The organism is Acidovorax sp. NCPPB 3576, assembly GCF_028473605.1.
Lineage (GTDB): Bacteria > Pseudomonadota > Gammaproteobacteria > Burkholderiales > Burkholderiaceae_C > Paracidovorax.
The window spans coordinates 1,585,224-1,608,008 of record NZ_CP097267.1; the positions used below are offsets into that span (position 1 = coordinate 1,585,224).

Annotated in this window: 15 protein-coding genes; 5 read left to right on the forward strand and 10 right to left on the reverse strand. The window is 67.3% G+C overall.

What is annotated here, in order from left to right:
- Positions 1 to 12 precede the first annotated feature (12 nt).
- Both M5C98_RS07365 and M5C98_RS07370 read right to left on the reverse strand, forming a co-directional pair.
- Complete coding sequence (locus M5C98_RS07365; RefSeq protein ID WP_272551909.1) at positions 13 to 1,062, reverse strand: hypothetical protein; 1,050 nt, start codon at positions 1,060 to 1,062, stop codon at positions 13 to 15.
- Between the two features lie 315 nt (positions 1,063 to 1,377).
- Complete coding sequence (locus M5C98_RS07370) at positions 1,378 to 2,469, reverse strand: tartrate dehydrogenase (protein WP_272551911.1); 1,092 nt, start codon at positions 2,467 to 2,469, stop codon at positions 1,378 to 1,380.
- A gap of 105 nt (positions 2,470 to 2,574) precedes the next feature.
- Between M5C98_RS07370 and M5C98_RS07375 the strand changes: the two genes are divergently transcribed.
- Entirely contained in the window at positions 2,575 to 3,549 is a 975-nt protein-coding gene (locus M5C98_RS07375; RefSeq protein WP_272551912.1) for a LysR substrate-binding domain-containing protein, read from the forward strand.
- Between the two features lie 120 nt (positions 3,550 to 3,669).
- Here the strand turns inward: M5C98_RS07375 and M5C98_RS07380 are convergent, their stop codons facing one another.
- Together M5C98_RS07380 and rpsU are read right to left on the reverse strand one after the other, a co-directional pair.
- Positions 3,670 to 4,116 (reverse strand): GatB/YqeY domain-containing protein, encoded by a 447-nt coding sequence (locus M5C98_RS07380; RefSeq protein WP_272551913.1) that lies wholly within the window; start codon positions 4,114 to 4,116, stop codon positions 3,670 to 3,672.
- A 118-nt stretch (positions 4,117 to 4,234) separates the two neighbouring features.
- Positions 4,235 to 4,447 (reverse strand): 30S ribosomal protein S21, encoded by a 213-nt coding sequence (gene rpsU, locus M5C98_RS07385; protein WP_007833691.1) that lies wholly within the window; start codon positions 4,445 to 4,447, stop codon positions 4,235 to 4,237.
- A gap of 292 nt (positions 4,448 to 4,739) precedes the next feature.
- Here rpsU and M5C98_RS07390 point away from each other — a divergent pair, with 292 nt between their 5' ends.
- Complete coding sequence (locus M5C98_RS07390) at positions 4,740 to 8,045, forward strand: EAL domain-containing protein (protein ID WP_272551921.1); 3,306 nt, start codon at positions 4,740 to 4,742, stop codon at positions 8,043 to 8,045.
- Here the strand turns inward: M5C98_RS07390 and M5C98_RS07395 are convergent.
- Entirely contained in the window at positions 8,006 to 8,380 is a 375-nt protein-coding gene (locus M5C98_RS07395) for an antibiotic biosynthesis monooxygenase family protein (RefSeq protein WP_272551923.1), read from the reverse strand. The genes M5C98_RS07390 and M5C98_RS07395 overlap by 40 nt on opposite strands.
- A complete protein-coding gene (locus M5C98_RS07400) occupies positions 8,377 to 8,790 on the reverse strand; it encodes an NIPSNAP family protein (RefSeq protein WP_272551924.1) in 414 nt (137 codons plus the stop codon). Before M5C98_RS07400 ends, M5C98_RS07395 begins: the two co-directional genes overlap by 4 nt.
- Positions 8,791 to 8,930: 140 nt before the next feature.
- Between M5C98_RS07400 and M5C98_RS07405 the strand changes: the two genes are divergently transcribed.
- On the forward strand, positions 8,931 to 9,752 hold the full coding sequence (locus tag M5C98_RS07405; protein ID WP_272551925.1) for an ArsR/SmtB family transcription factor: 822 nt from the start codon (positions 8,931 to 8,933) through the stop codon (positions 9,750 to 9,752).
- 61 nt (positions 9,753 to 9,813) lie between these two features.
- On the opposite strand, the gene M5C98_RS07410 is transcribed toward M5C98_RS07405, so the two are convergent.
- Positions 9,814 to 11,076 (reverse strand): NAD(P)/FAD-dependent oxidoreductase, encoded by a 1,263-nt coding sequence (locus M5C98_RS07410; protein WP_272551926.1) that lies wholly within the window; start codon positions 11,074 to 11,076, stop codon positions 9,814 to 9,816.
- On the reverse strand, positions 11,076 to 12,200 hold the full coding sequence (locus M5C98_RS07415) for a sterol desaturase family protein (RefSeq protein WP_272551927.1): 1,125 nt from the start codon (positions 12,198 to 12,200) through the stop codon (positions 11,076 to 11,078). Before M5C98_RS07415 ends, M5C98_RS07410 begins: the two co-directional genes overlap by 1 nt.
- Before the next feature lie 119 nt (positions 12,201 to 12,319).
- On the opposite strand from M5C98_RS07415, the gene M5C98_RS07420 reads away from it, so the two are divergent.
- A complete protein-coding gene (locus M5C98_RS07420; protein WP_272553197.1) occupies positions 12,320 to 12,820 on the forward strand; it encodes an acyl-CoA thioesterase in 501 nt (166 codons plus the stop codon).
- A 138-nt stretch (positions 12,821 to 12,958) separates the two neighbouring features.
- Positions 12,959 to 13,816 carry a hypothetical protein gene (locus M5C98_RS07425; protein WP_272551928.1) on the forward strand — a complete coding sequence of 286 codons (858 nt, stop codon included), beginning with the start codon at positions 12,959 to 12,961 and terminating at the stop codon, positions 13,814 to 13,816.
- On the opposite strand, the gene M5C98_RS07430 is transcribed toward M5C98_RS07425, so the two are convergent.
- Positions 13,800 to 14,150, reverse strand: a complete 351-nt coding sequence (locus tag M5C98_RS07430) for a hypothetical protein (protein WP_272551929.1) — start codon at positions 14,148 to 14,150, stop codon at positions 13,800 to 13,802. The two genes, M5C98_RS07425 and M5C98_RS07430, sit on opposite strands and share 17 nt — an antisense overlap.
- Positions 14,151 to 14,180: 30 nt before the next feature.
- Positions 14,181 to 22,748 carry an RHS repeat domain-containing protein gene (locus M5C98_RS07435; protein ID WP_272551930.1) on the reverse strand — a complete coding sequence of 2,856 codons (8,568 nt, stop codon included), beginning with the start codon at positions 22,746 to 22,748 and terminating at the stop codon, positions 14,181 to 14,183.
- Between the last annotated feature and the right edge of the window lie 37 nt (positions 22,749 to 22,785).

The window sequence follows — 22,785 nt, forward strand, 5'->3', positions numbered from 1 at the left end:
GAGAGGTTCCCATCAAGGTGATCCATAGAGAACATCGCTTTTAGATATTTTGATCTTTCCAATCTGTTCAAAGGCATCGCCGTTTTGAAGGAGATGATGCAAATTCAACGGTGTCGTTCGACTCGCATTTACATTGAATTCAGTATGTTGGCTTAGCTTGGATTCAATAGAACTTGATTCTTTGCTTCCACCTTCTTCGAGCTGTTCCAAATTAAGAAAGGCTGCCTGATATGCCGCAATGACCAAATGCGAGCAGAAAGATCCTTCTTTCTTCCAAGATGGATTTGCATCAAACGCCTCATTCATATACATTTCCGCGCGAGCATTGGCGACACTATTGAAATTTGATCCTTTTTCAGTAAGGCTTTTTAAGCCGGCCTTAACAACTTTCCCAAGACTATATGGCACATTGCGTTTGCTACTCCAAACCATAGCTATCTGAGAAGCCCAGTCGCCTAAGTTTTCGTTCTTGGGTCTGTATACAAAATACTCTCCTTTGGCGATGGCGGTTCCAATAACAGCGTGCGTTTTTTTTGAATTGCCTACATGTGCTTCAACGACTTCCGGCTCACCTTCACCGCACGCCTGCGTATTCCCTGCATGCTTAGGATTTTTTGTCCACAAAGCCGCATGAATGATGTTGTGTTCACCCCGGTTTTTTTGAGGTTGCAACTTTTTCCCAAGATAATGGCCAAAAGCGATGCCCACATCTATAGGAAGTAGATTATCTGGCTCTTTAATGTAAAGTAGAATGTCTCCAGGCCTTAAATCAGATTTTTTTAGTAATTTATCCACTATGCGAATCGATGCAATCTCCATCGCTTCAATTGGGTTTCTATCGGTTATAGGTGCTGACAAATCGAATTGATTTGCAGCGAGATTTCCTATTGGCGCGCGAGGTGCTCGGGACGATTGCATAGCGAGTGACAACCCCCGAGCTTTTAAATGATCTGGCTCGGCAGTATTTGGGAATTCCCCGCTAAAATTCCGAGTTGTAGAAGAGCAATCATTGCTGATTGATTTTTTATTCACTATATTAGTGCTTCCGGCGATTCGAACCATAAATATTTATCTCTAAAGTTGCGGCTTCTTGAGAATAAGGATATTAATTACAATTTGGCGTAAGACTCCGAATTTTTCTTCTCGAAAGCGAAGCTGATTTTCGTTGGCGGTTTCAAACCTGAAGTGCGACACCTGAGGGAACCTCTCCTTAACCTCCTGGAGTCCCCATCTCACGTAGACAAGGCAGGAGACGATTCGAACGGTGCCATCTGGTGTGGCGATGCATCAAGCGTGCAATGGTGCTGAGTCGGCTCGGATGCAAAGATCGCCGCGCAAGCACCCGCCAGAGTGGTCAGAGCACCGGACCTGCGTTGATCAAGCTCTGGCGATTTGTGCCGCAATCGCCTGCCCAACCTGAGTGGTGCTGGCCGTACCCCCCAAATCCGGCGTCTTCGGCCCGGTCTTGATGACCTCTTCGATCGCCGCCACGATGGCATCGTGCGCCTGCCGGCCCGCGCCCTGGCCTTGCGTCAAAAAGTCCAGCATCAGCGCGCCCGACCAGATCATGGCGATGGGGTTGGCGATGTTTTGGCCGTAGATGTCCGGCGCCGAGCCGTGCACGGGCTCGAACAGGCTGGGGAAGGTGCGTTCGGGGTTGAGGTTGGCCGAAGGCGCCAGGCCGATGGTGCCGGTGGTGGCGGGCCCCAGGTCGCTCAAGATGTCGCCGAACAGGTTGGTGGCGGCCACGACGTCGAAGCGCCCGGGCTGCAGCACGAATCTTGCGGTGAGGATGTCGATGTGCTGCTTGTCCAGCGTGACTTTCGGGTAGCCCTTGGCGATGTCGTCGGCGCGGGAATCCCACCAGGGCATGCTGATGGCGATGCCGTTGCTCTTGGTGGCGAGGGTGACGTGCTTTTTGGCACGGCTTTGCGCGAGGTCGAAGGCGAACTTCAAGAGGCGGTTGGCGCCGTGGCGCGAGTAGACCGACTCCTGGATGACGATCTCGCGGTCGGTGCCCTCGTACATGATGCCGCCCAGCGACGTGTATTCGCCCTCGGTGTTCTCGCGCACGACGAAGTAGTCGATGTCGCCGGGCTTTCTGCCGGCCAGGGGGCACGGCACGCCTTCGAAGAGGCGCACGGGGCGCAGGTTGATGTATTGGTCGAACTCGCGGCGGAACTTGAGCAGCGAGCCCCACAGGGACACGTGGTCGGGCACGGTGGCGGGCCAGCCGACGGCGCCGAAGAAGATGGCGTCCACGCCGGCGAGCTGGGCCTTCCAGTCGTCGGGCATCATTTTTCCGTGGGCGGCGTAGTAGTCGCAGCTGGCCCAGTCGATGGTGCGGCATTCCAGTTCGAAGCCGAAGCGCTCGGCGGCGGTCTGGATGGCCCGCAGGCCTTCGGGCATGACTTCCTTGCCGATGCCGTCGCCGGGAATGACGGCGATTTGGTAGGTGGTTTTGCTCATGGTGTCCTTCATTGAAATGGGGGCGGCAGGTGCCGGGTGAGGGCATTGTTCGGCAGTGCCACGCAAAATACAATCCGCCGCCTGTGGTCTCATTCTTCACACTTCGTGCACAAAATTCCTTCCAACGATGACCTGCGCGTGTTCACCGTGGTCGTGCGCAAATCGAGCTTTGGCGAGGCCGCGACCGAGCTGGGTACATCGCCCGCCTATGTGAGCAAACGCATCCGCCTGCTGGAAGAGGATTTGGCGGTGAAGCTGCTGCACCGCACCACCCGCCGCGTGGTGGTGACGGAGGAGGGCGAGCGCGTCTTCCACTGGGCGCAGCGCATCCTGGACGATGTGGACCAGCTGCTGCAGGAGGTGGCGGTCACGCGCCGCGAGCCGCGCGGCCTGCTGCGGGTGAGCTGCAGCTTCGGCTTCGGGCGCCGCGTGGTGGCGCCGGCGCTGTCGAGGCTGGTAGAGCGCCACCCGGGCCTGCAGGTGCGGCTGGAAGTGTTCGACCGGCTGGTGGATGTGGCGGGCGAGGGGTTCGATCTGGACGTGCGCGTGGGCGACGAGATCGCGCCGCACCTGATCGCGCGGCGGCTGGCGGACAACCACCGGGTGCTGTGCGCCGCGCCGGCCTACCTGGCGCGCCACGGCATGCCGCGCACGCTGGCGGAGCTGTCCAGCCACGATTGCCTGGTGATCAAGGAGCGCGACCACCCGTTCGGCGTGTGGCGCCTGCGCAGCGGCGGCGTGGAGGAATCGGTGAAGGTGCGCGGCCCGCTGTCGGCCAACAATGGGGAGATGGTGGTGCAGTGGGCGGTGGACGGCCGGGGCATCACGCTGCGCTCGCTGTGGGACGTGGGGCCGCAACTGCGCGCGGGGCACCTGGTGCCGGTGCTGCCCGAGTGGCGGCAGGAGGCGAACGTGTGGGCGGTCTATCCCACGCGGCTCAACCTGTCGGCCAAGGTGCGCGTGTGCGTGGAGTTTTTGCAGGAGCACTTCCGCGAGGAATGGGCGGCTGGCGGCGGCAGTGGCGGCAATGGCGGCCTGGGCGGCGCTGACATTGGCGCCGCGGGCAGTGCCGGGGATTGAGTAGAGGGTGACCGGGGGCGGTGCGCCGCCATGGCTTTTTGAAGCGCTGAGAGCGCTGCACGGCAGGACCGCAAAAACGGGAAAAAAGGGGCGCGCATGGCACGCGCCCCCGGGGCTGGATCAGCCGGCCAGCGCGGCCTTCACGGCGGCGGAGACCTGGCCCATGTCGGCCTTGCCGGCCAGGCGGGTCTTGACCACGCCCATGACCTTGCCCATGTCGCCGGGGCCTGCGGCGCCCAGTTCGGCCACGATGGCTTTCACTGTGGCCAGGGTTTCCTCGGCGGACATGCGCTCGGGCAGGTAGGCCTGCAGCACGGCCATCTCGGACTTTTCCTTGTCGGCCAGGTCCTGGCGGCCGGCGCCTTCGAAGGCGGTGATGGAGTCTTTGCGCTGCTTGATGAGCTTGTCCACGATGGCGATGACGGCGGCATCGTCCAGGGTGATGCGCTCATCGACTTCCTTTTGCTTCATCGCGGCCTGCAGCAGGCGGATGGTGCCCAGGCGCTCGCTGTCCTTGGCGCGCATGGCGGTCTTCATGTCTTCGGTGATCTGTTCTTTGAGGCTCATGTTTTTCTCCGGTCAACAAGGGGTGGACGGGTGGGGTGGGCTTTGCCCCAAACGAAAAAACCCGCGCTTGGCGTCCCTAGCGCGGGTTTTGCGGCGGTGAGGCCGGCTCTGTCAGAGCTTAGTACAGCTTCTTGGGCAGCTGCATGCTGCGAACGCGCTTGTAGTGGCGCTTGACGGCGGCGGCCTTCTTGCGCTTGCGCTCGGCGGTGGGCTTCTCGTAGAACTCACGGGCGCGCAGGTCGGTCAGCAGGCCGAGCTTTTCGATGGTGCGCTTGAAGCGGCGCAGGGCGACGTCAAAGGGTTCGTTTTCTTTTACGCGGATGGTGGTCATTAGCTAATGGTTTCCAAAATTGTGCCCACAGAGGGTATCCGGGAGATCGGGCCTGGATGCCGTGTGTAGCGGGTTCCCCGTCTGTAACTAGTATTGGCCGACGGGGTATTGCCAGCAAAGCCGAAGATTATAGCCTTGCAATCCGGCCTGTCCATGGCTGCGTTTGGAGCGTGTGGCAACCCAACGTGTGGCTTGGAATTTGCATGGGGACCGGTGGCGCTGATTCGATTCATTCCCGTTCCCGCAACCGCCCCGCGCCTTCCTCCCGTGCGCGGGGCCCACGCACGACACCATGGCAATCATGCACCGCGTATCGGGCTGGCTGGGCCGGCTCAGTGTGGGCCGCAAGCTCATGCTCATCTACCTGCTGGACCTGACGGCCGTCATCTACGTGTCGGGCATCCTGATCCACGAGAAATTCCTGGCCATCGATTTCGCGCGCAAGGAGATCGTGGGCACCGCCTATGCCTCGGTGGTGCGCGACGGTCTGATGGGCGCGTTCATGGAGGGCGACGGCATTGCCGGCATTTTGCTGATGGACCGGCTGGCGACGGTGCGCGCCGCGCACGATGCGGCGCTCAAGACCGGCGAGCCGGCCGCGCGCTTCGAGGCGCTGCTGCAGCAGTCCGCCCAGGGCGACCCCGCGGGCGCTGGCGTGGCGGGCGGGCCCGTGCGCGGGCCTTTGCTGCGGCAGGGGCGCGAGCTGCTCACCACCGTGGGCAACCAGTCCAACCTGATCCTCGATCCCGATCTGGACAGCTACTACGTGATGTCGCTGATCCTGCTGCGCTTTCCGGAACTGCTGCAGGTCACGCACGACACGGCGGCTTTTTTGAATGCCCCCGGTGGGCGCCAGGGCGACCACCACGCGGCCGAGCTGCTCACGCTGGCGGGCCGGCTCGATGCGGTGATGCTGGGCATCGATGCGGACTACGACCAGGCCTTCATCGCCGGCTCCCCCGCGCTGCGGGCGGCGCTGGATGCGCAGCGCGCGGCCTTGCGCACGGCCGGCAACGATCTGCAGGCGATGCTGCAGCGCATTGCCCAGGGCGAGGGGCGCACGGCGGTGGCCGAGCTGCCCGCGCGCCAGCTGGCGCTGCTGGGCGCGCTGCAGACGGCGTGGGTGCAGGGAACGGCGCAGCTGGACCGGCTGCTCTACGCCCGGGTGGACGATCTCTTTGCGCGCATGTGGCTGCACCTGGGCACGGCCATGCTGCTGCTGGGATGCATCCTGAGCCTGGTCACGCTGGTGGCGCGGCAGATCGCCAAGCCCCTGCAGCAGCTGGCGCGCGTGGCCGACGAGGTGCGCCGAAGCGGCGACCACACGCTGCGCGCGCACTGGACCAGCCGCGACGAGATCGGCCGGCTGGTGACGGCCTTCAACGGCATGCTGGCGCAGCTGGACCGCGAGCGCGTGCTGCAGCAGGAGCTGGCCGCCAGCGCGCGCGCCGCCGAGGCGCAGCGCGAGCTGGTGGAGGCGCTGCCCATTCCGATGGTGGTCACCTCGGTGCCCGAGCACGAGGTGCTGCACGCCAATGCGCCGGCCGGCCTGTGGCTGAACGGGACCACGCTCGACCCCTGGCGCACGGGCATGGAGCCGGGCGTGCGCGCGCGCTTTTTCCAGCGGCTGGCGGACCAGGGCGTGGTGGACGAGTTCGAGGTGCGCTGGAAGGGCAGCGCCGAGCCGCTGTGGGCCGTGCTGTCGGCGCGGCGCCTGCGCTACCAGGGGCGCGACGCCATGCTGACCGCGTTCACGCCCATCAACGTGCTCAAGGTGATGGAGCAGCGGCTGGAGCTGTGGGCCAAGGTGTTCGAGGCCTCCTCCGAGGGCATCATCATCATGAGCGCGGGGCAGAAGATCCTGAGCGTGAACAAGGCGTTCTGCCGCAGCACGCACTACGACTTCTACGAGGTGATCGGCGAGGACCTGGGCTTTTTGCTGGAAGACCCGGGCGAGCCGCCGCTGGGCGAGCGCATCGCCCGCACGCTGCAGGACAAGGAGTCCTGGCAGGGCGAGGTGCGGTTTCGGCGCCGCTCGGGCGAGACCTATCCGGCCTGGCTGATGGTGTCGGCCGTGCGCGAGGGCGGCAAGGGCGGGGCGGTGGCCAACCACATCGGCATCGCCATCGACATCACCGACCGCAAGCGCAACGAGGAGCGCATCCAGTTCCTCGCGCACCACGACGTGCTGACCGAGCTGCCCAACCGCTCGCTGTGCGTGCAGCGGCTGCAGTCGGCCATCGCGCACGCGGCCCTGGCGGGCGAGCGCGTGGCGGTGCTGTTCATCGACCTGGACCGCTTCAAGTCGATCAACGACACGCTGGGCCACCACATCGGCGACGGGCTGCTGCGCTCGGTGGCGGCGCGGCTGCTGCAGGCGGTGCGCGCGCACGACACCGTGAGCCGCCTGGGCGGCGACGAGTTCGTGATCGTGATGCGCGGCGTGGACGGGCCGCACGACGTGCTGCAGACCGTGGAGCGCCGGCTGATCCCGCTCATCCGCCAGAGCCACCCGGTGCAGGGGCACGAGCTGAATGTGTCGTGCAGCGTGGGCATCGCCGTGTACCCCGAGGACGGCGTGGGGCTCGATGAGCTGATGCGCCGTGCCGACGCCGCCATGTACGAGGCCAAGACCACGGGCCGCGACATGGCGCGCCTGTATTCGCTGGAGACCGACCGGCGCGTGCAGGCCCGCCAGGCCATGGAGCAGCTGCTGCGCCGCGCGCTGGAGCGCCACGAGCTGGAGCTGCACTACCAGCCCCGCGTGGACACGCGATCGGGCCGCCTCACGGGCGTGGAGGCGCTGGTGCGCTGGAACCACCCGGTGCTGGGCCAGGTGCTGCCGGGCGAGTTCATCCCCATCGCGGAAGAGGCCGGCTTGATCCGCGCGATCGGCGCCTGGGTGCTGGAGCAGGCCTGCCTGCAGTGGGCACGCTGGCAGCCGGCGCCTGGCGGGCGGCTGCGCACCGCTGCCGTGGGCGTGGGCGTGGCGGGTCCGGGCGATGTCGATGTCGATATGCCAGGCGGCAATGCCGGCCATGCGATGCCGCCCGCAGCGCTGGCGGGCCTGCCGGTGTCGGTCAATCTCTCGGCCGCGCAGCTGGCCGACCCGGCGCTCGTGCCCGACATCCGCACGCTGCTGGCCCGCTGCGGCATGCCCGCGCAGTGGCTGGAGCTGGAGCTGACCGAATCGCAGCTGATGGAGAACGCAGGCGCGGCGCAGCAGCAACTGGCCGCGCTCAAGGGGCTGGGCGTGCAGTTGTCCATCGACGATTTCGGCACGGGCTATTCGAGCCTGGCCTACCTCAAGCGCTTCGACATCGACAAGCTCAAGGTGGACAAATCGTTCATCCGCGACATGCTCGCCGACGGCGCGGACCTGGCCATCACCCGGGCCGTCATCGCGCTGGGCCACACGCTGGGCCTCAAGGTGGTGGCCGAAGGCGTGGAAGACCTGGCCACGGCGCAGGCGCTGGACTCGCTCGACTGCGACGAGCTGCAGGGCTACCACTTCAGCCAGGCGCTGCCCGTGCCGGCGCTGGAGGCCTGGGTGCAGGGCTACGCGGGCGAGCGGCCGCCGTCGCCCCTGCTGCCGTGAACCGTGCGCGAATCGGCCGGGGCCTGCGCGCGATCGTTCAGGCCGTAGTCGCGCAGAACCGCCGCCACGCGCAGGCGGTAGTCGTCGAACACGCCCGCGCGGCCGGCGGCCTGGGCGTGGCGGTGGTTCTCGCGCTGGCGCCATTGCGCCACGGCGGCTTCGTCGCACCAGAAAGACAGCGACAGCAGCTTGCCCGGCTGGCTGAGGCTTTCGAAGCGCTCGATGGAGACGAAGCCGTCCATGCGCTCCAGTTCGCCGCGCAGCGCGGCGGCAGTGTCCAGGTAGGGCTGGCGGCCCGCGGCGCTGGGTACGACTTCGAAGATGACGGCGATCATGGGGCGGCTCCGGGGGCGGGCTGCGATGGCGACTGTGATGGCGATGGGGCCGATGCCAGCAGCGACAGCGGCGGATGCGGCGGCAGGGCGGGGCGCTGGAACGTGCCTTCCACCACTTCGGTGAAGGTGCGCTCCTCGCGCCGGATGAAGCGCTGGCGCTGCGCCCGCTCGAAGTTGGCGCGGCCTTCCGGGTCGGCCCGCAGCCGCGCGCGGTAGGCCTCGTAGGCGGCCAGGCTGTCGAACGCGATCAGGCCCCAGGCCTCGTCGTTGGTGCCTTCGCTGGGCACGAAATAGCCCAGCAGGTGGCCGCCGCAGCGCGGAATGATGCGGCCCCAGTGCGCGGCGTAGTCGCGAAAGGCGTCGATCTGGAAGGGGTCGAGTTCGTAGCGGATGAAGCAGGTGAGGGCCATGGTTTTTTTTCCTGGGACGGGATGGAAGGCAGGGGTGGGGAATGAACGCTGTCAGGCCGCCATTGGGCCGTGCCGCGCCGCCGCGATGCTTCGCCGTGGAACGAAGCGTCGCGGCCAGCGCCTGCGGCACACTGGCCGGCATGAACACCAACCAGATCGCGCACATCGCCGCGCTCGTCGGCGAGCCGGCGCGCACCGGCATGCTGCTGGCGCTGATGGACGGGCGCGCCCTCACGGCGCGCGAGCTGGCCGATGCCGCGCACATCACCCCGGCCACCGCCAGCCGTCACCTCGCGCTGCTGGTGCAGGCGCGCCTGCTGTCCGTGCAAAGCCAGGGCCGCCACCGCTACCACCGCCTGGCCTCGGTCGAGGTGGCGCGGCTGCTCGAGGGCCTGATGCAGCTCGCCGTGGGCCAGGCGCAGCCCGCGCGCCCGGTGGCGGTGGGCCCGCGCGATGCCGCGCTGCGCATGGCGCGCACCTGCTACGACCACATCGCCGGGCGGCTGGGCGTGGCGGTGGCCGAGCACCTGCTGGAAGAAGGCGCGATCGTGTTCGACAGCGAGGCTGGCGGGCAGGTCACCGACCGGGCGGCGCCCGTGCTCGGCCGGCTGGGCCTCGACCTGGGATGGGGCCCGGCGTGCGGCGCCCCGGGGGATGCGGCGGAGGCGGGCAGGGGCACGCACTGCGCCGCCGACGCCACCGGCAGCGGCACGCGGCCAAGCCGCAGCGGACGCCCGTTGTGCCGGCCGTGCCTGGACTGGAGCGAGCGGCGCCCGCACCTGGCCGGGCGCCTGGGGGCGCTGGTCTGCACGCACTGCCTGGACCAGGGCTGGCTGCTGCGCCGCGAAGGGGTGCGCGCGCTGGCCATCGCCCCGCCCGGCGTCGCAGCCCTGCGCGACTGGCTGGGCACCGCGCGGTGGAACGTGGTGGTGGGCGAGGCGGCGGCACCCGCCCATCGGTGAGCCGTGCCCGCAGGCCGCGGGCTTGGCGGGCTTGGCGGGCTCGCCGGCCCTGCGCGGCGTGTCAGCCGGCCGGCAGCGCCTGCGCACAGGCGTGCGCGCTGGCCCAGGCCCACTGGAAGTTGTAGCCCCCCAGCCAGCCGGTCACATCGACCACCTCGCCGATGAAGTACAGCCCCGGCTGGGCCTTGGCCTCCATGGTCTGCTGCGACAGCGCGCGCGTATCCACGCCGCCCAGCGTGACCTCGGCCTTCTTGTAGCCCTCGGTGCCCGTGGGCACCAGCTCCCAGCGCGACAGCCGCTCGGCCAGCCGCGCCAGCGCCTTGTCGGAGGCCTCGTTGACGGGCCGCTGCCAGTCCGCGTCCTGCTGCACCCAGGTGTCGGCCAGGCGGCTGGGCACCAGCGCGGCCAGCTCGTTGGCGATGAGCTTGCGCGAGCGGGCCTTGGCCTGCGCGAGCAGCGCCGGCAGATCGGTGCCGGGCGCGAGGTGGATGGACAGCGGCAGGCCCTCCTGCCAGTAGCTGGAGATCTGCAGCACCGCCGGGCCCGACAGCCCCCGGTGGGTGAACAGCAGGTCTTCGTGGAAGGCCATGCGCGCCTTCCTGGCGCCCGTGGAAATCTCCACCGGCAGGGCCAGCCCGGCCAGCTGGGCGTAGGGCGCCCAGGCATCGCCGTCGAAGGTCAGCGGCACGAGGCCCGGGTGGCGCTCCACCAGCGGGATGGCGAACTGCTGCGCGATCCGGTAGCCGAAGTCGGTGGCGCCGATCTTCGGAATCGACAGGCCCCCGGTGGCCACGACGACGCTGCGGGCCAGCACGGGACCGCGATCGGTATCAATTTGATAGCAGAATGCCCTAGTGGAATCTGCGCTGGAGGCCGAAAACGCCACATGTCTGACCCGGCACGGCTGCCAGCGCTCCACGCCGCCTGCGGCGCATTCGGCCAGCAGCATCTGGATGATGTCCTCCGCCGAGCGGTCGGCGAAGAGCTGGCCCTTGTGCTTTTCGTGGTGGGCGATGCCGTGCCTGTCCATCAGCGCAATGAAGTCGGCCGGCGTGTAGCGCGACAGCGCCGAGCGGCAGAACTGCGGGTTCTGCCCCACGAAGTGCTTGTGCGGCGCGGCCGGGTCCAGATCGCGGTTGGTGAAGTTGCAGCGCCCGCCGCCCGAGATGCGGATCTTCTCGGCCACCTTCTCGGCGTGGTCGATCAGCAGCACCGAGAGGCCGCGCTGGCCCGCCTGCGCGGCGCAGAACAGGCCCGCCGCGCCGGCGCCGATGACGACCGCGTCGAACCGCTGCGCGCTGTCCGCCGTGTTCACGGAAGCCACTAGCCCTTCCACGTGAACGGAAACTTGAGCTGCTTCATGAACCCGTTGGGCACGTAGTCGCCCAGCACGCCGTAGTGCTCGGGCCACAGCTTGGTGCTCTTGACCGCCGTGCCGAAGGCGTAGTCGATGAAGGCGAAGTGCGCCGCGTAGTTCTTGTCCAGCGCCTCCTGGTCCTGGCTGTGGTGCCAGTGGTGGAAGTTGGGCGTGACGATCAGGTAGCGCAGCGGCCCCAGGCGCACGCTCACGTTGGCATGGTTGAACACCGCCTGGAAGCCCACGATCACGATGTACGCGTCGATCACCTCCTTGGAAAAGCCCAGCACGTAGATCGGCGCCAGCACCAGCGTGCGCGTGATCAGCAGCTCCAGGATGTGCTGGCGCGAGCCCGCCATCCAGTCCATGCTTTTCACGCTGTGGTGCACCGCGTGCAGGCGCCACAGCACCGGCACCTCGTGGTAGGCGCGGTGCGTCCAGTACTGCACCAGGTCGGCCACCAGCACGATCAGGAACAGCGCCACCCAGAAGTTCAGCCCCTGCACCCAGCCGCGGATGCCGTCGCTCGCGGCCCAGCCGAAGAACTTGTGCACCAGCAGGTTGGTGGCCAGCAGCACGAAGCCCACCACCATGTGGTTCACGATGAAGTGGTGGAAGTCGGTCTGCCACTCGGCGCGGAAAATCGGCTGGTTGCGCCGCAGCGCGAAGAGCTTTTCGATGAAGATGAAGATCAGCGCGCTGCCGAGCAGGTCGAGGATGAACCAGTCCAGGCCGATGTACGGCGTGTTGTCCGCGAAGTCGTGCACCGGCACCTTGTGCCCGCCCAGCAGCGCGGTGGACACCACCAGCAAAAAGGCCGCCGCCGACAGCCAGCGCGAGCGGTTGAACAGCATGTTCACCAGCGAGATGCCGCCCGCCGCCACCAGCGCGGCCAGCATGATCATGCGGATCACGTCCACGTTGTAGCTCTTGCGCAGCTCCGGCGTGGTGAGGTACTGCGGAAAGTGGAAGGCCAGCACGCCCAGCATGCACAGGATGGCCAGCGACAGGGCGATGACGCCCGATACCAGGCCGCGGCCGGTGCGCAGTTCGCCATGGCTGGCGGTGAGTTCATTGAGTTTGTCGAGCATTTTTTTTCCGGGCGAGAACGCCGGGCGCGAGTGTAGCGAAGCCGCATCACCGCCCTGTAACCGCCCACGCAAGCCGCGTGCCGCGGTGCCGTGCGCTCCTAGAATCGCGGGCCATGACCATCAACCTCCCGGCCAACCAGCTCAGCATGACCGTGCTGATGTCCCCCGACATGGCCAACTTCTCGGGCAACGTGCACGGTGGCGCGGTGCTGCGGCTCCTGGACCAGGTGGCCTACGCCTGCGCCACGCGCTACTCGGGCTGCTACGCCGTCACGCTCAGCGTGGACCAGGTCACCTTCCTGCAGCCCATCCACGTGGGCGAGCTCGTCACCTTCCTGGCCTGCGTGAACTACACCGGCAACTCGTCGATGGAAGTGGGCATCAAGGTGGTGGCCGAGAACATCCGCACCCAGGTGGTGCGCCACGTGAACAGCTGCTTTTTCACCATGGTGGCCGTGGACGAGGACCGCAAGCCCGTCGCCGTGCCGCCCCTGTCGCCCTCCACCGCCGACGAGCGCCGCCGCTGGGAGGCCGCGCTGCTGCGCAAGGCCCTGCGCAGGGAGCAGGCCGAGCGCTTCGAGCAGGTGCGGCTGGCGGCGGCGGGGCAAGCCGCCATGTGACGCGAGGCAGGCCACCGGCGCGGCGGCCGTGCGCCAGGAGGCACAGGGCTTCGCACCGCGGCCCCGCGCTGCCTGGCCGGCTTCCCATCATGCTCCCCCACCGCCCGCCAGGGGCGGTTCAAAAAAAGGGAGTGAGCCATGAAAACGATCGATCGCATCGGGTCCGGCGCAAGCAGCGCTGCGCGCCCGGCAAAGCCCGCGGAGCCCACGGCGGCCCCGCAACCCCCACGCCGTGCGCGCAGCGCGGAGCCGCCCTCCGGCATGCCGACGGACGCACGCGCCCGCACCGCAGGCGCCGGGACAAGCGCCTCGGGTGCGAAGCGGCGCAGGATCGATGCCACGGATTTATCGCGGGTGGGGCCGCAGCGGAACAACGTGGCGGCGCCGCGCCGGGCGCGCTCGGCGTCGCCGGACAGCCGCACATCGCACGCGGACGGCCCCATGCCCTTCGCGCAACTGGTGGGCGAGGAAACCGCTCAGTGGCTGGATCGCGACTGGGGAACCCTGCAATCGGCACGCATCAAGAACGGCCACCCGCAGATCCATGCCTGGGAAGAGGCGCTGAACCCCCAGCGGGTCTCCATTCCACTCGGCAATTCCCGCGGCGTGCAGCTGCAAGAGGTGCTGGATCTGGAAGCCATCAAAGGCGGAACGCCCGTCCTCTGGTCGGTCGGCATGGGCGCCACGCTGCACCTGGGGCCGCACACGCAGGTCGAGACGCCGGCCTCCGAGCCCGCCGGCAAGGAGCGCCGGCTGGGGCACCCCTCGCTCGTCGCGGGAACCAGGGACGAAACGACGGGCGACTGGTGGGGCAAGCAGACCCGCATCTCGGGCGAGCTGCTGTGGGACGCCACCAGCCAGAAATTCTTCATCACCAACCAGTCGGGGCGCTACTCCAGACACCCGGACCGCGGGGCCGAACAGATGGCCCGGGTGGCCCGGCACTTCAAGGACGCCGGGATGGAAGTGGAGGTGCGGCTCATCGGGGGCCGGTGAGGGCGGGCGCGGCGACAATGCCGCTGAGCATCGCGGTCGCCGCTGCCGCGTGCCAGCAGCCCGCCGCGCGCGTCAGCCCCCCCGCCGCGTTGCGCTGTGCGGAGGGCAGGGGGGCCGCGCAGCGGGCCGTGCCCTTGGACGTCGCCACGCCGCTCACCACGTCGCCCACCACGATGACCGAGGGGCTGGCGAGCTGCTCGAGCACGATGGTGGCGTCGATCATCGCGTCTCGTTGTCCGCATCCTGCCAAAGCCTTGAACACCCGTTGCCATACGCCGCTTTGACTCCAGCGCGAGTCGCGGGGCTGGACCGCATGCTCGTTGGGTGTTTCCACACAGCCTCGGCCCATCCACCGCATCGCGCGTCAACGCGGATCGAAACGGATCCAGGGTGTCGCCACATCGGGGTTCGGGTTGACTACCCACCAGTGGGCGTACACGCTGACCCCCATCTCGTTGGCGAGCGATTGCGCCAGGCTGAACCGTCCCGGCATGCCGGCGAAGCAGGTGACGAGCTTGATGGGCTGGTTCGTTCCGGTTGCACCATAGCCTTCCTGCCTGAGGAAGGCTGCCAGCGTCTGGGCGGAAACCGGGCGGTTGATGGATGTGCCGTTGGGTGCTGCCCACTCCACCATCGCACTGCCGGCAATGCCGTGGGTCGCCACCACGTCCACGCTGGCGCCGTTGACGGTGGTGAGGTTCTGCTCGAACGTGGCGCGTTGCGCGGGATCCAGGTGGGTCCAGGTATTTTCCATGGACTGGGTGACAGGGTCGTTGGGCATCAGGATCCGTACTTTTCCCCTCAGCATCCCGTCCCCGGCGTTTCTCGGAAAATTGGGATTGCCCGTCGGGTCCGGGAAGGACGGGATCTGCGTGTGCTCCGTGAGCGGCGTTGGATTGACCCCCAGCGATTTGCCCCCGGTGAAAAAGGTCAGGTGCGCACCTGCCGCCATGAGTCCCGCCCCGCCACCCGCGATGCCGCCGATGGCGATGTTCAGCAACGTGGCGCGGCTGAAGAAGGGCTGCCCGGACATGTAGGCAGAAACACCCGAGCCTGCCGCGGCACCCGCCACGCCACCGGAAATGCCGGATACCACCGAGATCGATATCGTGGTGGCCGCCTTGCCAGCGCCGACGGCCAGCGCGGCGCGCGCGGTCAGCGAGCCCAGCGCGCCGCCCGCCAGCGCGCCGGCCGCCCCGGATGCCGCACCCGCCAGCGCATCGATGCCGAATTGCTTCCAGGAGATTGGGTCTCCCGTGGCCATGCTCACCAGATCGCCCGCCATCGACCCCACCACGCCTGCCACGACGCCGACGAGAATCGCAGCGCCCACGCCGGTCCCCAGCAGCAGCACGCCCGCCACGCCGATCGCCAGGGTCGCCACCGCCCCCGCGATGATCCCCCACACGTTCATGCCCTGGGGGTCGGTGAAGCACAAGGGATTGTTGCCCACGTACACGTAGGGCGAGGGGCTTTCCAGCAGCGGGTCCACGCTGAGATAGCGACCCAGCAGGGGGCTGTAGAAGCGGGCATTGCAGTCGTACAGGCCTGAGTCTTCGTCGTAGTTGTGGCCGGTGAACAGCCGCGGCCATGGCACCTGGCAGGGCACCACCGCCGTCGGCGCGCCGTAGATGTCGTAGCGCCATGCCCCGACCACCACGTTGTCGGCATCCAGCACGACACGCACGCTTCCCAGATGGTCCAGCAGTCCGAAATAGAACTTTCCATCGATCCACGCCACCTGCACGTCGATGGCGGAGATGAAGCGGGCGATGGAGGTCGACGTGCCCGAATCCTGCACGAGCACCTCGCCGCCGGGCGAGGGCATCTGCCAGCGTTGCTGCCGCTCTCCGGTGCCGGCCGTGCGCGTGACCTGTGCGCGGTGGCCGTCGGCGTCACGCAGGATGTCCAGGGACGTTCCGTCGCCGCCCCGGTAGAACACCGGGCGGCCGGTGCAGGCGTCATAGCCGGTTTCCCATGCAGTCGCGCCGCCGGGACCGCGGGCCTGGGCAATGGCCCCTGCACGGTCGTATTCCATGGTGAGCGTGCCGTCTGCCGCTGCATAGCTGGAGAGCCGATTGGTCCCATCCTGATAGGCATAGGTCGCGCTGCTGTCCGCCCGGTCGTGGCGGGTGAAGTTGCCGTTCAGATCCATCTGCCAGCTCTGGGCGTTCATGCCGGTGCCGCAGCCGGTCAGCCTGCCCAGCGCGTCCATGTGCGTGCACAGGGGAGGCTCAGGCAGGTCGGCGATGCTGGAGTCGATACCCTGCCGGGCGATTTCCCCGTTGTAGTAGCCCTCGCCGTCGCACGCACCGCTGGTGTAGTTCAGCGTTTCGTTCCACAGCGGGCCGGCGTCGAGGGTTCGCGGCCAGCCCGGCGCTTCGTAGGTGAAGGTGCGCTCCAGCAGGGCGCCCGAAGGGGTCGGCAGCAGCGTCGTCGTTTCGGGCTTGCCCTGCGGGGAGTAGGTGTGCGCGACGAGGACCGTGTCCAGGCCGTTCACTCGGGCCGACACCGAGGTCACGCGTGCGAGCGGGTCGTAGGCCAGCAGGCTGGTCAACTGGGTGGACGAATCGGTACTCGACAGCAGGTTGCCGCCTCGCGACCAGGTGTTGGTGACGGTGCAGGAGCCCTGCGGCGAGCCGGGAATCGTCCGGGCGCGCCGCTCGATCCTCCCGGCCCGGTCGTAGGCGAAGGTCTCCACCAGTTGCGCGCCGCCTTGTGCGCCTTGCTGCATCTCCACCTTCCAGAGCCGGCCTACGAGGCTGTCGGCCTGCGTCGCCTCGCTGCCGTCGCCGTCGAAGTAGCGGCGAATGCCCCATGTCGTCGGCGTGGGGGGCCAAGAGGCGTCGTCGGCCTTTTGCTGCAGCAGCTCCCTGTCCCACGCCTGCTGTACCGTGCCTTCCTCCACGATCCGGCTCAGCGAGTCGTACTTGCGGTAGATGATGTGGCCGTCGGGCAAGCCGCTGCCGTTGGACAGGAAGCGTGCCAGGCCTGAAGTGCTGTACACCATTTCGCAGTTGCCGCTGTCGGGGTCGGTGGTGCCGATGCGGTGGCCCGCGAAGTCGTAGGTGGCGGTCGCACTGCCCGCCGGAATCCCGTTTTGTGACGCTCCAGCGGCCGCATAGGAATTGGGCGGCACGGAGGCGATGGTGCGGCCGGATGCGTCCTGTACCTGGCTCATGCGCCAGTTCAGCGATGTGTCCTGGGCGGAGGTCTGCACCACCCGGCCAACGAGGTTTTCCGCGGTGTCCTTCCAGGCCTGCGTCACCGCGCCGTTGGGGTCGGTGTCGATGACCAGGTGGTATTCCCCGAGCGGCAGCGGGTAGGCGAATTCGCCGGGCGTCTGATTGGTGGAATAGGCCCGGGTGGCGTAGTGCGCGCTGCCCGGCCGGATCGCATAGTCGAAGCCGGGTTGTCCCATGGCCACGGGCCGCGCTAGCGGGGCCGCCTCGAAGGCCGTGCGTGAAAACGGATAGCCACCGGCCTGCGGATGGTATTGGCTGGACAGCAGGCCTTCCAGGGGCGCTCCGCTCCAGAGGCTGCCACCGTCTCCGGCGTTGGTAACCATGCCCGCCTGGTATTCGAAAAGCGCTGCATTTCCCTGCACGGTGATGCGGCTGTTGAGCGCCTTGACCGCGATGTTGCCGCGATCGTCATACAGCCCCATCTCCAGGATGGCGCTGTCACCGGACTCCAGGGAGAGGGTCTGCAAGCTGCGGGACAGGCCGTCGGCATAGCTCACGCTCAGCGCGATGTCCTGCGCCACCACGAAGCCACTGAAGGTGCCGGGTGCGCTCATGCCCACCTGGATGCCGAAGGGGGCCGTGACGTCCTGGCCGGCGTATTCGAAGACCTTGAGGCCGTCCGCGAAAAACAGCAGCCTGCCGGGCGTGGCCACCAGCAGCCACTCGCGCGCACGGCCATCGGCGGCGGCCTGTGCGGACACCGCGCCGGCCGCGTTCCGAAGCTGCCATTCGGGTTCGTCACCCCCGGTGCGCGCCACGAACCATTCGCCCGTGCCCACGAGGACCTCGCCCAGGCTGGCCGGGTCCACCAGGATCCGCGCGGCCAGGCTCTCGGCCGTGAATCCCGTGCGCGCCAGGCGCGCGCCGAGCGGCTGTTGCGACTGCCCCTGGTAGATGAGCCGTCCCTGGCCGCAGGTCCATTCGGATTCGGAGCCGGAGACCGCCGTGTAGCTTTGCAGGGCATCGTCGGCGAAGGGGTCGTAGAAGCCGTCGCCGTTGCCCTGGATGTTGATGGCCGCATTGGGACGGTCCGTGGGGAAGGGATGGGTGCTGTCCACCACGTGGTCCTGCCGGCAGAAGTAGGCCATGCAGATCAGGCTCGGGTTGTTCCACGGGCCGATGGTCGCGGCGGGTTCCGACACCGGGTTGTAGACCGTGCGGGAGATGTTGCCGTTGGGGGTCAGCGCTCCGACCGTCCGAAGGCTCGCGCTGTCGTACACCACGGCCTGGAACTGGCAGTCCAGGGGGGCGAAGGCGATGTCGTCCAGGCGGATCCAGGGGACGGATGGTCCATCGATCTGCACCGCGATCGCCAGGGTTACGGTCGCCGGGCCCGCAAGCCCCAGTCCCGACATGTCGATGGTCCACTGCAGGGGCTGCCATTGCCCGGCGGTCGGCTTCAAGGGGCGCTCCAGGTTTTGGCCTTGGGACGAGGTGATGCGCAGGGTGGCCGAGAAATCCGTGCCGGCGGCGCCCTGGGGCGTTTTCATCCAGAGCGAGAACACCTGCGGCGCCTGGCCCTGCGCGATGGACACGCTGCGCGTCAGCGTGCCCGACGCACTGACCTGCAGGCAGGATTGGCCGGTGGCGGCATCGCCGGCCTGGACGACGCTGCCCTCGGGAAGGCTCCAGGTGGGGGCCTGGTAGTCCTCGAAACTGTCGTAGGCATTGCCCGAGGCGGAGTTGACGAACCCGGCGATGCGGAACCTCGCCCGGTCGTCGTACAGGGAGGCCATGGGGCGGCCCGCGAGGTCATAGGACAGCAGCACCTGCCCCAGTCCGTCCCGCTCGGAGATGCGTTCCTGCAGGAGCCAGCCCTGGCCGGGGTCCGTGCCGTCCCAGGCGGTAAAGGGCACCGCATCGGCCTCGTTCGCCACCCAGGTGTCCGCTTCCGCCCAGTAGGGCGTTCCATCGGCATGCTGCCAGGTCCGGAAGGTCTGCACCTTGCCCGCCTGAAACTGCCAGGCGCCGTCGTCGTCCTGGTTGTGCATCAGGGCCTGCGCCACGGGAGCCAGGATGTTCGCGCTCCAAAGCGCCGGATAGACCTCGAACCCGAAAACGGACGAGCGCCTGGTGGCCCGCCATTGCCCGGTGCTGCCGTAGTACCCGGTCTGTACGGTATCGGGACTGCCGCCGGCAAGGGAATAGGTGAACGTCATCGTGCGTGAGACGCCCTGCAGCACCTCCGTGGACGAGGTCACCTGCGGAACGCCACCATACAGGTTGCGCAGCGTGCCGCCGGCGGGCGCCGTTGCGACCTGGTCGACATAGGTCCATTCGCTGATCTGCGACGACAGGGCGCTGCCGTCAGCGCCGAACACCTGCTTGGAGATGAGCATGCCCGCCACGAGCGAGTAGGCGTCTTCCACTGCGAAGCGGGTGTCCGCCAGCGCCCCGGCCCGCACCTGCCGCTCGGCAGCGGCCTGGAAGCTGCGCGCTGGCAAGCCGTTGTAGAAGTGGCTGGTCGTCCCGCCGTACTGCTGGAGCGCGGGATCGGTGGTGGCCGCGTATTCGGTGACCGTGGCGAACTGCACCACACTGCCGGAACTGTCGGTGGCCGCAGAGACATCGGTGTAGGCGTAGGCTTTTTTCAAGACACCGTAGCCGCTGTCCTGCGTGAGCGCGGTGACCACGAAGGCCCTCAGCGGCGCTTTCACGGAATGGTTGGCATAGCGGTGCAGTGTCATCTCGACGGACGCATCGATGTCGCTGCCGGTCGGGAAGGTCACGAAGCCCGATGGAATGGCCGGCAGTTTCCCGGAAACGGCGGTCTCGTAGCGCAGGGTGTGGTTCAGCATGCGGAACATCTGCTGTCCGGCGAAGGTCTCGCGCACCAGCTCGCCTTGCGCATCTTTCAGGAGCCCGCCATTGCGGAAGAACAGCACCTGCGTGTCCTGGGGAGCGCCGTCGGCGTCCAGCGTCATGTAAGCCAGGAAGTCCGGCGCCTGGTCGATGACCGTCGTGCTGTCGAAGGAGGCCGCGGTGATCTCACCGAGCCGGTGCGACTGCACCGGAGCCCAGCTGGGCCAGACGGACTGCGAATACAGCGTTCCCCCCTGCGAGGCATAGGTGCCCGCGAGGGTGGGAAAGCCGAGCGTCTCGCGCGATGGCGGCGGAGGATCTTCGTCCTGCAGCACCTGCGTGGTCCAGCCCGCGGCCGGATCGCTGGGGTCGAAACTGTCCAGGGCGGAGTACAGCGCCGAAGTCGTGTTCTCCGTTTTCAGCACCGCTTGCCCGTTCCAGGCATACCAGTAGAACTGGGTGCTGGGGTCGGCGCCGGGTGCGTACTGGATCCCGGCGAAGTGGTAGGACCAGTCGACGCCATCGAACCGCAGCACGTTCGGTCCGGAGCCCACGAGGCTGCCGCCGACGAGGGAAGGCCCCAGGGTCTGCAGGAAGGCCGTGGAGAGGTTGGTGAAGCCGGGGCCGTCGAAGACGTCCGGCAGCGCCTGGAAGGCGAGATCGCCGTAATCCGCGTCCCAGCGCAGCACGGCCAGGCGATAGTCGAACGCTTGGATGGCGCTGCCTTTCGCGGTGAACTCCGTGATCCACGCGGCCGCCGCCATGCCGCCTTCGGTGGTCATCTGAAAATACGACGTGGTCCCGAAGGCTGGAATCACCACCTGCGTCGTCGCCAGCGACGCACCCTCATGCCAGGCCAGCAAGGGGTCCCGAAAGCGAAGGTTGAAGAGTCCCTGCTCAGTGTCCGGGTCGTAGCAGAAGGTCAGATAGTGCTGGCCCGCGGCGCAGGCGAACAGACGGGCGTTGTTCCCGCTCTGCGGCGCCTTTTCCGTGGCGATGTCCCAGGACCGGGATTGCCAGTTCAGCGCATAGCGGGTGAACTGGCGGTTGTCCTTGTCCACCACCACATAGAAGTCGCTGCCGCCCACGACCTGCAGCTGGCCGCTGGCATGGGGATAGGGCTCGGGTTGGCCGCCCTCGGAGGCGAAGGCCCAGTCGGCCACCGCGATGGGGCGGCGAGAGGCCAGATAGACCGCGGTGGCGCTGTCGTCCAGGCGAGGCAGCATCAGCACGAAACTGTGCTCGCTGGTGGTCGCGCCGATGCGGTCGACATCCAGGGCGCCGTCGAAACGCTGCCAGGTCTGCCAGGCGGGCATCCATCGGCCCACCCAGGTCAGAACATTCGCCAGCAAGGCGTTCTGCGCGCTGTCATACCAGGCCATCACCACGTAGTCCGAGCCGTACCAGACCCGGGGCGTGGCAGCCGTGTCGCTGCCGAAGGGGTTCGCAATCGTCAGGTTGCGGGCGCCGGGGTCCAGTTCGGCATCGGCCCCGACGTCGATTTCCGAATATTCGTAGCGGGTGATGCCACCGGTCGGCAAGGTGATGGCGGTCAGGGCGCCTGGGAGCGGCCCCTGCCCCTGCAGGTCGTACTCGAAGGAGATGCCGGGCCTGCAGGCGCCCCCGGGAAGGACATCGGTGACCGCCTTGAGGTACCGCTTGAAGCACGCCCCCGTGCCCAGCGGATTGCTGGCATCCGGGGCCGTGAGGTTCACGAGGTCATACCATTCGAAGTTCAGGCGGACCTGGGGTGCGCCTGCGTCGTTGAACACATCCACGCTGTCCAGATAGACCGATTCGAAACGGTCCTGCCAGGCGTTGGGCACCTGGCCGGGGCGCTGCCGTGGGTCCGAGTGAAGGGCGAGGTATTCCTTGGGGGCATCCAGCGACGTGTTGTCGTACGTCATCGGGCTCCAGTTGAATCGGCAGGACCAGCCCAGGTCGTTTTCCATCCGGGCCATCTGGCATTCGCGGGTGTAGGTGAGCGTGCCGGCGCCGACGGTCTGCTCCGACGTGCGGTACGCGAAGGCGATCCAGTTCCCCGCCGTGTTGCGCAGCTCCGCCAGGTTCCAGGCCTGTGCATGGCGCGCCTGCCCTTGCGCCTGCGTGCTCGGCCCGGTCCAGTTGTCCCAGTGGATGCCCCACTGCACGAGATGGCGGTCTTCGATGCCGTCGAGCTGGCGGTCGCTCTCGCCGTAGATCGCGACCGAGCCGTCGGGGCGCACCACTTCCCAGCTGTTCCATTGGGGATAGAACGTGACCTGCCAGAACTGGTAGGGCTCGGTCTCATAGGACTGGCCCGCCGTCTCGATGCCCAGCGTGCCGTCCGCTTGCGGCACCAGTGCGTGGGAGCGGCGCTGCTGCGGATCGTCCAGGCGCCATTCGCCCGGCCGCTCCGTGGGCCGGATCAACGCCGCGCTGGAGGGGCGCCAGCCATGCGTTTCCAGTGCCGTGACCAGCCCCGGCGGCACCCGCCCCGGCAGCGCGCCGGCGAGCACCTGCGCGCTGACCGTGCCACGGCTCCACTGCGTCGGAATGGGCACGAGGCGCAGAGCCTGCCCCTGGTTCATCAGGTAGTACTCGGCATCCTGCAGCGGAGCGCTGCCGGTGTTCGCCACGATCTGATCCATCGGCATGTTCCACCCCACGCCGAGCCCGCCGCTGGGGTGCGTGAGGTTCCACTGCGCCACCTGGTCGGCCACGCTGCTCTGGTACATGAGCGTCAGATCGCAGGCCAGTCCGCCCCGCGCCGGGAGCGTGAGCAACTTGAGCGGAAAGGCCAGGTTGCCCCGGAACAGGTTGACGCCCGTGCCCAGGCTGCCTGCGTCGAACTGGAGAATTCCGAGGGCTGGGGCGCTGGATGACTGACCGGCGGTGGATGGCATGGCGACTCCTTGGAAAAAGAAAAGGCTCCAATGGGAA